The organism is Sorangium sp. So ce119 (genome assembly GCF_051524405.1).
In the GTDB taxonomy this organism is placed as follows: Bacteria; Myxococcota_A; Polyangia; order Polyangiales; family Polyangiaceae; genus Sorangium; species Sorangium cellulosum_G.
In genome coordinates, this window is record NZ_CP150310.1 from 280,350 (window position 1) to 291,902 (window position 11,553).

Genomic DNA, 11,553 nt, shown 5'->3' on the forward strand with positions numbered 1-11,553 from the left:
GAGGGGGGAGAGCGCGCCGCGGTCGGAGGCGGCGCGCGGGGGGATCAGGAGGTCAGACGACCTCGAGGCGGACCGGGACGTTGTTGCGCGTGGCGTTCGAGTACGGGCAAACCTGGTGCGCCTTCTCGACGAGCTGCTCGGCTTGCGCGCGCTCCAGGCCCGGAAGCGAGATCCGGAGGCCGACGTCGATGCCGAAACCGCCCTCGGAGCGGGGGCCGATGCCGACGGACGCGGTCACGGTGCTGTCGGCGGGGATCCGGGCCTTCTCCTGCCCGGCCACGAACTTCAGGGCACCCAGGAAGCAGGCCGCATAACCCGCGGCGAAGAGCTGCTCGGGGTTGTTCCCGTCACCGCCGGCGCCGCCGAGCTCCTTCGGCGTCGAGAGCTTCACGTCGAGGGTGCCGTCCGCGGTGGTGGCGCGGCCATCCCGGCCCCCATTGGCAGTGGCTTGGGTCGTGTACTTCACGTCGACAGGCATCGGAGAGCTCCTTTCGTGGCAGAGAGCCAGGCTGGGCAGGGCCCGGCCGGGCAGCCGTTCGGATACGCACCCATACTGCCCAAGTCCATCGTCCGCAATCGGGGAGGAGAGGCCGCAGGCGTGACGCGCGCCCTCGATAACGTGACGTCGATGTGACGCGTCCGGATCGCGAGGCCGCCGGCGAGCGGACCCGTGCCCGGGACGCGCTCTCTCACGCGCCCGACCAGGTGTACTCGAGCGCGGAGACGTCCGGCGCCCCGACCGGTATCTCCGCGGTGAACCCGAGCGTGACGAGCTCGAGGCGATTTCCGAACGGATCGTTGAAGTAGAGCGACGCGTGGCCCGGCGGTCCGAGCCGCGTGGGGCCGTACGTCGGCACGCCGGCGTCGTTCAGGCGCTTCTTCCAGGCGAGGAGCTTGCCCGGCGCGACCCCGAGCGCGCAGTGCGGGTGCGACGCCGCGCGGGGCGGCTGGCCGATCGACGACTCGAAGAGGTCGAGTCGCGGCCCGCCAGCGAACACGATCGACAGGTGAACGCCGCGCGCGATCTCGTCCGCAGGGCGCCCCATCCGCGCGAGGAACTCGGCGTCGACTCGCATCATCACGCGCGCGCCGAGCAGCCCGACGTAGAACCGCTCGGCCACCTGGAGATCCGAGCACGGCACGGTGAGGTGATCGACCGCGCGCAGCTTGCCGCCCCACGGGGGGCTCAGGCGGTACACGAGGTGCGACCAGGCGAAGAACAGGCGCATTCCCGCGCCGATCGCCCTCCGCTGGACACGCGCGGAGAACGGAACGGCGGAGAACGGAACGGCGGTGAGCTCCGGAGACATCATGCGATTCCTCCCTGCAATGAGATTCAATCAATCAGTTGATTGAACGTACGCGACGGCGGGCGGGCGGTCAAGGCGGGCGCCGCGGGCGCTTGCTGGAAACGGAGAAAATCAGTAGCGTTCCGCGGGCTTGGCGAAGACGAGAGGCGTCGCGGCGGCCGGCATGACCTCGGCCACGGAGCTCGGTGCAGCGCGGCGGCGCGACCTGCTCGAGGCGGCGTATACGCTCATCGCCGAGAAGGGGCTCGAGGGGCTGAGGACGCGCGACATCGCGGCGCGCGCGGGCGTCAACATCTCGACGCTGCACTACTACTTCGGGACGAAGGACGCGCTCCTCGCCGCCATCGTCGCGCACGTGACGGGCAAATTCGTCGAGGCGCAGCGCCGGCCGGAAGGCCCGGGCGCCGCAGGCCCGACGGACGCGCGCGCGACCCTGAGAGCGCACCTCGAGAGCGCATGGCGCACCTTCCAGGACAACCCGCACCTCGCGGCCGTGCTGCAAGAGCTCTCCGCGCGCGCGCAGCGCGATCCGGCGGCGCAGACCGCGCTGCGCGAGGTCCACGAGGCGTGGAACCTCGCGGTGGAGCAGATCGTGCGGCACGGCGTCCGCAGCGGACAGCTCCGCTCCGATCTGGACCCGCGCGCCGCCGCCCGCGTCGTCACGTCCTTCGTCATCGGCGCGATGACCCAGCTCGGGGTCCACGCCGGAGGGTTCGACTTCCACCACGTCGCCGGCGAGCTCGATCGATGGCTCGCCGCCGCGCCGTCCGCCGCGCCGCCCGCCGCGCCAGACAAGCGGCCGCGCCGCCGCGCGTGAAGGGACCGCGCATCGCGATCGTGCGCCGATAGCTCACCTCGCCCCCATCCGAGCATCCCCGAAGGGGCCTCCGGGGCGGCGGAGCGCCCGATGCGACATCGCGACGCAGGACAACGTGTCACATCGTCGCGCGGCGTCGCAGCGTCTAGATCCCGCGTCATGAGACGACGACAGATACTGGATCTCGCCGCCGCGAGCGCCGCGGCTGCCGCCCTGCAAACGCTCGGCGGGTGCGCGCAGGACGACGGCGATCCCGGGCCATCCCCCACGACACCTCGAGGAGAGGACTCCCCGATGCAGCACATCGCCATGCTCGTTTACCCTGGCTTCACCGCGCTCGACCTCATCGGCCCGCAGACCGCCTTCGGCTTCCTCGAAGACGTGCAGATACACCTCGTGTGGAAGACGCTCGACCCCGTGACGACGGACATGGGCATCACGCTCCTCCCGACCGCGAGCTTCGCGACGTGCCCTGAAGAGGTCGCGGTCCTCTTCGTTCCAGGCGGCGTGGAAGGCACGATCGCCGTGATGAAAGACGCCGAGGTCCTCGACTTCCTCTCGGCGAGGGCGGGGCAGGCCGGCTACGTGACGAGCGTCTGCACGGGGGCGCTCGTGCTCGGCGCGGCCGGGCTGCTCCGCGGTTACCGCGCGACAACGCACTGGGCCTTCCGCGAGGTGCTGCCGCTCCTCGGGGCCGAGCGCCTCGACGCGCGCTATGTCGAGGACCGCAACCGCATCACGGGGGGCGGCGTGACGTCAGGCATCGACTTCGGCCTCCGGATCGCCGCCAGGATGCAGGGAGACGAGGTAGCGCAGAGGGCGCAGCTCATCATGGAATACGCCCCCGACCCGCCGTTCCAGGCGGGCACGCCCGAGTCCGCGCCCGCGGCGCTCGTCGAGCGGATGCGCGGCATGGCTGCGCCGGCCGTCGCCGAGGCCAGGCGGGCAGCGGAGCAGGCCCAGGCGCGCTGGTGAGGGTGGCGCGACGGCGCGGTCGGTCAGCTCGCCCGGAAGGCGCGGTACAGCTCGTCGCGCCACGCGATCAGGTCGGCGTAGCGGTCGCGCAGCTCGGGGTCGGCGAAGCACCGCCGGCCGGCGGGGCTGAGCTTCAGCTCGGCCGGCGGCGTCACGCTCACGAGCGCCTGGCTCACCGCGATGTCGGCGAACGTGAAGCGGTCCAGCAGCGTCTTCGGCGCCGTCGCGGGCAGCGTCTTCCGCGCGAGCGTCGCGCGGATCTGGTCGAGCGCGTCGACCAGCGCGCGCCGGTGCGCCGCGCCGTCGGCCGTGTGGCCGTCGTACTTGCGGAGGGTGCGGCGGACGCCCAGCGCCCCGAGCCGCGAGGCGAGGGGACCGAGCGCGCGGCGGAGCGGCCCGGGCGTCATGTCGGCGAGGGCCTCGTCGTCGGCCAGCATGCGCGCCAGCGAGAGGGCCCGCCCGGCGTCGAGCGCGCGCTCCGAGAGACCGATGAACCGCGCGATCTCGGCCTGGTGCTCGGCAGGGAACAGCGTCGGGCCGTCGCCGCGCCCGTCGGCCCAGCGCGCGATGTCCGTCGAGTCGGCGATCACGCGCCCGTCGTCGGTCGTCAGCACAGGCACGCTGACCCGGCCCGTGAACCGCCGGAGCTTGGCGCGGAGCGCGGGCTCGCCGATCAGCGGCTGGTAGTGCCGGAACGTGTACGGGACGCGCCGGACGTCGAGCGCCCAGCGCGCCTTCTCGGTCCACGGCGAGAAAATCAGGCCCAGCAGCTCGGTCATGGCACAGGCAGCCTACCACACGCAGCCGAGCGCTCGCTTCCCGGGGGCGAGCGCGCTCACGGGCCCGCGCCGGCCTCCACCCAGATCGGCTCGGGCTCGTCGAACCCCTTGAGCCGGAAGGCGCCCGCCCGGCGGAAGCCCCCGCGCGCGGCCTCGGGGAGCGCGGCGACCGCCGATCGCGAGAGGGTCACCCGGCCGGGGCGCGGCAGGGCGACGCGCTCGAGATCGGCGCCCGGCTCCTCCGCGCGATCCTCCTCGGTGATCGCCTCGATCCGGAAGAGCCGGTGGACCTCCGCGCCGATGACGTCATGATCGCTCATCCGCACCGGGCCCCAGTGCGCGACGAGGCGGAGCTGGGCAGGATCGTCGACCGCGCGACGGAGCACGCTGGCCGCCTCGAGGGCGCCGGTCATCGTGGAATAGACCGCCAGGTACCCGTCGCCGGTCCCCTTCAGGAGGCGGGGGCTCGTCGACCCGCGGAGCGCCCGGCGGAGCCGGTTGAGGTGGTCGACGAAGCGGGTGTCGCCGATGTCCTGGAGCATGTGGGTCGAGCGGACGATGTCGATGAGGAGCATCGCCACCTCGACCCGGTCGGTCGGCTCCGCCTCCTCCCGCCGCTCGGCCGGGAAGAGCTCGACGAGCGCGAGGTGCAGATCGTCCCAGTGGATCCGATCGAGGTGGGCGCTGAGGCGGGCGAAGGTGGGGGAGGCGGCGATCGCCCGCCGCGCGGCGTCGGCGGTCTCGCCGCCGGCGACGTCGGCCGTGAGGCGATCGAGCAGCGCGAACACCGCCTCGCCGATCTCCTCGGGGGCGTCCGGGCGGCGGAAGAGCTCGCGCTGGACGTCGACCACGAGGTCCAGGTGGCGGGGCCAGGGCTCCCAGTGGCCGATGACGACGTTGCGGATCGCGTGGAACCGGCCGCCCCCGGGGAGCGACTGGATCAGCCCGCGGAGCGAGGGGTGGAGGAGGTAATACCGCGAGCGCGGCAGCTCGTGGCGCGAGCCGACCACGGCGTCCTGCGGCTGGCGGAAGCGCTGTACCTGGCGCTCGGACGCGGGATCGGCGACGAGGACCCCGAGGACGCCGCACTCGTAGAGCTCGCGGAAGGGGTGATAGACGTCGTCGGCGGTCCGGCCGTGGGCGTCGAAATACGCGCGATCGACCCCGTGAAAGCGGCACCAGACGTCGACCATCTCGTCGTGGGTGAGGACGTCGCACGGGAGCAGGCCGAGGAACTCGGCCCGCTTGTCGCGGTGACAGAGCACCTCGAGGAACACCCGCATCTCGTCGAAGATGTTGGCGACCAGGAGGCCGGCGCTCTTGTCCTGCACGATCTGCGTGAAGGTCCGCTCGTCGAGGGCCCGGCGGTTGCGCGAGATCTCCGAGGCGAGGATGACGAGATCGCGCGGCCGCCCGAGCGTGTGGCGATAGAGGAAGTCGAACGTCCCCTCGCCGCGGGCCGAGCGCCCCGTGCTCACCATGTCGAGGTGGATGAACTCGCGGAGCGGCAGCCGCTCGTAATAATAGGTGAGCTTCTCGAGCAGCTCGAAGAGCTCGTGCTTCGCGTAGCGGAGCGTCGAGGTCGCGCCGTAGAGGTTGGTCTTGATGTCGGACTCGTAGGCGGAGAACGCCTCCTCGCGGATCGTGGCGAAGATCTTCACGTGCCGGTTGGCGTTCATCAGGTCCCACGCGGCCTCGATCATCCCCGCCTGCATGTGGATCCAGGCCGCCCGGGGCAGCCGCCGGAGCGCCTGATCGAGCTTGTCGATGAAGAGGTAGACGCCGCTGTGGAGCGAGCGGAGCCGCCGCTCGAGCGGGCCCTCCATCGCGTCGATCACCTGGTTGATCTGGCGGACGGTCAGCGACAGGAGCTCCTTCACCACCACCGTCGGCTCGACCGGCCGGCCCGTGAGCAGGCCGCGCAGGCTCCGGGGGAGCGGGTCCAGGTCCTCGGGATCGCCGGCGCCGGCGAGGGCGGACTGACACGAGACGATCGACAGGCGGAAGCTGAAGCTCCAGAGCCGCTTGCACTCGTGGAGCCCGGACATGAGGTCGATCCGGGTCTGGTCGACGCTGGGCAGGTCGCCCATCAGGTCGAGGTAGGGCCGCCCTTCCGGGATGAACTGTACGGCCGACTGACGGCGCTCGCGGCCGGTCGCCAGGTAGATCTCGCTGAGGACCGACCGCTTGTAGGTGAGCAGGAGGGTCTTGCCGAGCCCCTTGCTCCCCGAGACGAAGTGCTTGTTGGCGCTGTCGAGGAACTCGCGGACCACGGCGTTCTTGAAGGTCAGCTCCTTGAGGGCGCCGATGTCGATCTGGTTGGCGTCCGAGGCCCAGCTCTGCTGGTGCCCGGCGTCGCGCTCGCCCTCGGGGCGCCGCTTTGCCGCCGGCTCCGGAGGGCGACCGGGCAGGGCGCGCAGCGCGTCGAGGAGGTCGCGGGCGGAGGCGAACCGGCGGTCGCGGTCGCGGTGCGTCGCCCGCGCGAACCAGCCGTCGAAGCCGCCCGGAACGTCGGCGAGCCGCGACGGCGCGACCGGGACGTCGAAGCAGATCTTGTGGACCAGCTCGAAGAGCGAATCGCCGCGGAAGGGCCGGCGCCCGGTCATGCACTCGTAGGCGATCACGCCGATCGACCAGAGGTCCGCGCGGTGATCGACCCCGGTGGCGTTGGCGATCTGCTCCGGGCTCATGTAGCTCACCGTGCCGAGCGTGGAGCCCGCGTCGGTCTGCGGCGCCCCCCGGCGGTCGAGCCCGAGGTCCTCGAGCTTGACGATGCCGAAGTCGAGGACCTTGCAGAGCGGGCGATCGTCGTCCTCGACGAGGAAGACGTTGGCCGGCTTGAGGTCGCGGTGGACGATGCCCATGCGGTGCGCCTTGCCGATCGCGCTGCAGACGTCGGCGAGGATCGCCGCCGTCTCGTCGTACGACAGGGGCCCTCGGGACAGCCGCTCGGCCAGGTCCTCGCCGCGGAGGAGCTCCATGGCGATGTAGGGCACCTGCGTGGCCGCATCGACGTTGAAGTCGAGGACCTGCACCACGTTCGTGCCCCGCAGCGCCGCCGCGGTCTGCGCCTCGAGGAGGAAGCGGGCGCGCGCGCGCTCGGTCCCGACGATCGCCGGGTTGATCAGCTTGAGCGCCGCCGGCCCGCCGAGGCGAAGGTCGGTCGCCCGGAAGACCCGGCCCATGCCGCCTTTCCGGAGGAGCTCCTCGATCCGCCAGCGCTCGCCGACCACATCCCCCGGGCCGAGGCGGCTCACGGCCTCGGACGGGCCGCTCCCGGCGGCGCATGACACCGTGGGATCGGCCGGTCGGTGGGCACCCTCATCCGACATGGCGTCACAGTACCAGCCCCGGTCCGCCAGGAGAACCTGCGGTGCGCGCGCCTACCAGCCGAGCCCGATACGCAGCGGCAGGAACACCGCCATTCCGGTCACGATGGTGCCCAGGATATCGCGGCGCGAGAAGTAGTAGACGCTGGCCGCGACGCTCGCGGGTAGCCGCGCGTCCTGGAAGGTCGCGATCATGTGCCCCTGCGTCATCAGCACCTCGGGCACGATCACCGCGGCCAGCGCCGCCAGCGGCGCGTAGCGCAGCCCGCGCCTGAGCCAGCCGGGCATCGGCAGGTCCTCCTCGGGGAACAGGAAGAAGCTGCGGGTGAACAGCGTGATCAGCGCCAGCCCGACGATGATGACGACGGTCTCCCAGGCGCTCATCGCCGGGCCTCCTCGGCGCGCTCGCGGGCGCGTCGCTGCGCCCCCTCGGCGGCCTCGATCCCGAGGCCGACCGCGACGGCGGCGGCGATCGCGACAAGGATGTTGAGCTTCAGCGGGAGCGCGTAGGCCGCCACCGCGGCCGAGGCGGCGGTGCCGCCCGCAAGCCAGGTGGCCCTGTCCTGCAGCAGCGAGCACGCGATGCCCAGCAGCGCGAGCACGCCGGCGAAGCCGAGCCCCCACTCGACGGGGATCACGTTGGCCAGCGCGATGCCGCCGAGCGACGAGCCGTGCCACGAGGACCAGTTCGTCGCGACGCCGCCCCAGTAGTACGGCTCGTGCGCGGGCGACGGCGTGGGGTCGGGGAAGCGCTTCATGAAGATCACGTAGTTCAGGTCGCCGCTGAAGTAGCCGATGAGGCACCGGCGCCAGCGCGGCAGGCGCGCGAAATAGGGCCGCCACATCGCGCTGAAGATCACGAAGCGCAGGTTCACGCACGTGGCGGTGGCCCAGATGACCCACATCGGCGCGCCCGACGCGATGAGCGGCATCGTCGCGAGCTGCGCGCTGCCGGCGAAGACCAGGAGCGACATCAGCGCAGCGAGCGGCGGCGCGAGCCCGCTCTTGACCATCGCGACGCCGGTCACGAGGCCCCAGGCGGCGACGCCGAACGACACCTGCAGCATGTCGCGCGCGCCGCGGCGGAACTCGGGGTGGAGCGCGGTGGCGCGGACGGAGGCGGAGAGGGACATGCGGGCGCTCGAAGGGCGTAGGAAGTGTCCAGGCGCGATCCGAAAGTCAAGGCGCCCACCCCCGGAGACGCGATCCTGCCCTGAACCTCGGAACGCCTTGCATACAGACCGACCGGTCGGTATGGTTTGCTCATGGCGGCGCGGACCTATCCCAGCGCGCGTGATCGCATCCTCGACGCGGCCGAGCGGCTCATCGCCTCGCGCGGGGTGAACTCGCTGACCATCGAGGCGGTGATCACCGAGGCGCAGATCAGCAAAGGGGGCTTCTTTCACCACTTCGCGACGAAGGACGCGCTCCTGACCGCGATCGTCGACCGGCTGAGCAAGCGGATGACCGACGACGCCGAAGAGCGCGCCGCGCGGGATCCGGAGCCGCGCGGCGCCCGGCTGCGGGCGCAGATCGCGCTCGCCTTCGACGCCGAGAAGGGCGAGACCGCCGCGCCGCGCGCCTTGCTCCTGGCGCTCATCGAGGCGGTCGGCGCCCAGCCCGAGATGGCACGCCACATCGGCAAGCTGAACGCCGAGGCCTTCGCGCGCGACGTGGCCGAGGACATCTCCGAGGGGCGCGCCATCGCGATCCAGTTCGCCCTCGACGGTTTCTGGCTCTCCGAGGCGCTCGGCACGGCGGCGCTCACGGAAGGTCAGATGCAGGCGCTGCGCGACGCGCTCCTCGCGCTGGCGCAGCCGGAAGCGGGCGCGGGGCGCGGGCCCGCGCGGCCGCGCGCTCCCAGGAAAGGCGGTCGATCATGAACAACATTCCCGACATCTCCAGCGCTCAGCACAAGGCGAATCCCCATCCGCTGTATGCGCGGCTGCGCGCCGAGGCGCCGGTCGTGCGCATCGTGTACAGCGACCGGAAGCCCGCGTGGCTCTTGACGCGCTACGCCGACGTGGCCGCCGCGCTCAAGGACCCGCGCCTCGGCAAGGACCCGTTCCGCGTCCTGAGCGCGAAGGAGCGGGCCGAACAGACGCCGTGGATGCCGTCGTTCCTCCGTCCGCTCACGACCGGCATGCTCGACAGGGACCCTCCGGATCACACGCGGCTGCGCGCGCTGGTACACCAGGTCTTCACGCCCCGGCGCGTGGAGGACCTGCGCGGGCGCATCGTGACGCTCACCGAGCGCCTCGTGGCGCGGGCCCGGGCGCGCGGCGCGATCGACCTCCTCGAGGAGCTCGCGCTGCCGTTGCCGATCACGGTGATCTGCGAGCTGCTCGGGATCCCGGAGGCCGACTGGCCGCGCTTCCGCGCCTGGACGAACCGCCTTGTCGAGCTCCGCACGCCGCTCGACATGGTCCGCGCGCTACCGTCGCTTTACATGATGATGCGCTACCTGCGCGCGCTGGTCGAGAAGCGCCGCCGCACGGGCGGGGACGACCTCGTCGCGGCGCTCGTCCGGGCCGAGGAGGAGGGCAGTCGGCTCAACGAGGAGGAGCTGCTCGCGATGATCCTGCTCCTCGTCGCGGCGGGGCACGAGACCACGGTGAACCTGATCGCCAGCGGGACGCTGGCCCTGCTCGACGATCCGGGGTCGCTCGACCGCCTGCGGCGCGAGCCCGAGCTGATCAAGCCGGCGGTCGAGGAGCTCCTGCGCTTCACGACCCCGGTCGACCTCGCGACCGAGCGGTACACGACGGAGGATGTCGCGTTCGGCGAGCACGTGATCCCGCGGGGACAGCGGGTGTTCCCGGTGCTCGGCTCGGCCAACCACGACGAGCAGGTCTTCGAGAGCCCCGAGCGGCTGACGCTCGATCGGGAGCCCAACCGGCACCTCGCCTTCGGCAGCGGCGTGCACTATTGCCTCGGCGCCCCGCTCGCGCGGCTCGAGGCGCAGGTCGCGTTCCCCGCGATCGTCCGGGACCTCCCCGGCCTTCGGCTCGCCGTGCCGCGTGCGTCCCTGACGTGGAAGCCATCGTCGATCCTGCGCGGGCTCACGAGGCTACCGGTGACGTTCGCCGCGACCCCGATCTACTCCGTGCCCCGCGCGGCCAGGCCGACCGCGGCCGGGCTCCACCCCTAGAGACGGAACAGGACAGTAGAAAACAGCCAGGACGCCAGGCACAGAACAGCTCGCCTTCCCTCGCCATGTCGCGAAGCGCCTCGGTGTGGCAGACGCGTCGTCCTCTCCTCGCGCCTCTCATCCACCCCCTGCTCAGCGGGCGTGGCGCCCACAACCGGCATGCGCTGTGCACTCCCTGCGATCCTCGAGGCCGGGGAGCGCAGGATACGCGGTGCGCCCGCTCCGGCGCGGGTCCGTCCAGCGGCTGCCCAGGCCGGGCGGCCACGAGAGGAGCGCATGCGAATCCATCATCTCAACTGCATCTCGACCTGCCCGATCGGCGGCGCGCTGATGGATGGGCAGACGCTCGGGCTCCGAGGAAGGCTGACGTGCCACTGCCTGCTCCTCGAGACGGACAGCGGCCTCGTCCTCGTGGACACCGGGCTCGGCTTGCTGGACGTCTCGATGGCCAGAAAGCGGTTGAGCCGGTTCTTCCTGTTCCTCGTGCGGCCGGAGCTCCGGGCCGAGATGACGGCGCACCGCCAGATCCAGCGGCTCGGCTTCCGACCCGAGGACGTCCGCCACATCGTGCTCACCCACCTCGATTTCGACCACGCCGGCGGCCTCGACGACTTCCCCTCCGCCGAGGTCCACCTGCTCGCGGACGAGCGCGACGCCGCGTTCGCGCGGCGGACGCTCCTCGACCGCATGCGTTACCGGCCCGCCCAGTGGTCGACGCAGGCGAGCTGGATCGCGTATCCCTCGGACGGCGGTGAGCGATGGTTCGGCTTCGAGGGCGCGCGGGCGGTGGGCGGCCTGAAGGAAGAGGTGCTGTTCGTCCCGCTCGTCGGTCACACCCTCGGGCACGCCGGCGTGGCCGTCCGGAGCGACGGCGGCTGGCTGCTCCTCGCCGGCGACGCCTACTTCTATCATCGCGAGATGGACCCGGCGCGCCCGCGCTGCACGCCGGGCCTGCGCTTCTATCAAGTCATGATGGAGAAGGACCGCGCCGCGCGGCTCGAGAACCAGCGCCGGCTGCGCGCGCTGCGGCAGGAGAGCGGCCGCGAGGTGACCCTCGTGTGCTCCCACGATGTCGTGGAGTTCGAGCGCCTCACCGGCCGGAGCCACGCCGTGCCCGCGGGCGACCGGGAGAACGTACCCGAGCCGTCCTACCCCGTCCCAGGAGGCGTTCAGAGCCCGTCCCGCGCATGAC

Annotated in this window: 11 protein-coding genes; 5 read left to right on the forward strand and 6 right to left on the reverse strand. The window is 71.9% G+C overall.

Translation table 11 applies throughout. The features are described from left to right. Positions 1-52: 52 nt before the first annotated feature. Together WME76_RS01155 and WME76_RS01160 are read right to left on the reverse strand one after the other, a co-directional pair. Positions 53-478, reverse strand: a complete 426-nt coding sequence (locus tag WME76_RS01155) for an organic hydroperoxide resistance protein (RefSeq protein WP_061620282.1) — start codon at positions 476-478, stop codon at positions 53-55. 211 nt (positions 479-689) lie between these two features. Further along, complete coding sequence (locus WME76_RS01160; RefSeq protein ID WP_437958382.1) at positions 690-1,313, reverse strand: VOC family protein; 624 nt, start codon at positions 1,311-1,313, stop codon at positions 690-692. 127 nt (positions 1,314-1,440) lie between these two features. Between WME76_RS01160 and WME76_RS01165 the strand changes: the two genes are divergently transcribed. Continuing rightward, a complete protein-coding gene (locus tag WME76_RS01165) occupies positions 1,441-2,127 on the forward strand; it encodes a TetR/AcrR family transcriptional regulator (RefSeq protein ID WP_437958383.1) in 687 nt (228 codons plus the stop codon). Positions 2,128-2,421: 294 nt separating this feature from the next. Next, on the forward strand, positions 2,422-3,102 hold the full coding sequence (locus WME76_RS01170; RefSeq protein ID WP_437958384.1) for a DJ-1/PfpI family protein: 681 nt from the start codon (positions 2,422-2,424) through the stop codon (positions 3,100-3,102). Between the two features lie 23 nt (positions 3,103-3,125). Here WME76_RS01170 and WME76_RS01175 read toward each other — a convergent pair whose 3' ends face one another. The 4 genes from WME76_RS01175 to WME76_RS01190 form a co-directional block, all read right to left on the reverse strand. Then, complete coding sequence (locus tag WME76_RS01175; protein WP_437958385.1) at positions 3,126-3,881, reverse strand: glutathione S-transferase; 756 nt, start codon at positions 3,879-3,881, stop codon at positions 3,126-3,128. Positions 3,882-3,937: 56 nt separating this feature from the next. Further along, a complete protein-coding gene (locus WME76_RS01180; protein WP_437958386.1) occupies positions 3,938-7,174 on the reverse strand; it encodes a protein kinase domain-containing protein in 3,237 nt (1,078 codons plus the stop codon). A 90-nt stretch (positions 7,175-7,264) separates the two neighbouring features. Continuing rightward, positions 7,265-7,594: an AzlD domain-containing protein gene (locus WME76_RS01185; protein ID WP_437958387.1), complete on the reverse strand. Its 330-nt coding sequence runs from the start codon at positions 7,592-7,594 to the stop codon at positions 7,265-7,267. Next, positions 7,591-8,343: an AzlC family ABC transporter permease gene (locus tag WME76_RS01190; RefSeq protein WP_437288347.1), complete on the reverse strand. Its 753-nt coding sequence runs from the start codon at positions 8,341-8,343 to the stop codon at positions 7,591-7,593. Before WME76_RS01190 ends, WME76_RS01185 begins: the two co-directional genes overlap by 4 nt. A gap of 132 nt (positions 8,344-8,475) precedes the next feature. On the opposite strand from WME76_RS01190, the gene WME76_RS01195 reads away from it, so the two are divergent. From WME76_RS01195 to WME76_RS01205, 3 genes are all read left to right on the forward strand, one after another. After that, positions 8,476-9,093 (forward strand): TetR/AcrR family transcriptional regulator, encoded by a 618-nt coding sequence (locus WME76_RS01195; RefSeq protein ID WP_437958388.1) that lies wholly within the window; start codon positions 8,476-8,478, stop codon positions 9,091-9,093. Then, positions 9,090-10,361 (forward strand): cytochrome P450 family protein, encoded by a 1,272-nt coding sequence (locus WME76_RS01200; protein WP_437958389.1) that lies wholly within the window; start codon positions 9,090-9,092, stop codon positions 10,359-10,361. The genes WME76_RS01195 and WME76_RS01200 overlap by 4 nt, the downstream gene beginning before the upstream one ends. Before the next feature lie 276 nt (positions 10,362-10,637). Further along, on the forward strand, positions 10,638-11,552 hold the full coding sequence (locus WME76_RS01205) for an MBL fold metallo-hydrolase (protein WP_437958390.1): 915 nt from the start codon (positions 10,638-10,640) through the stop codon (positions 11,550-11,552). Position 11,553: the final 1 nt, after the last annotated feature.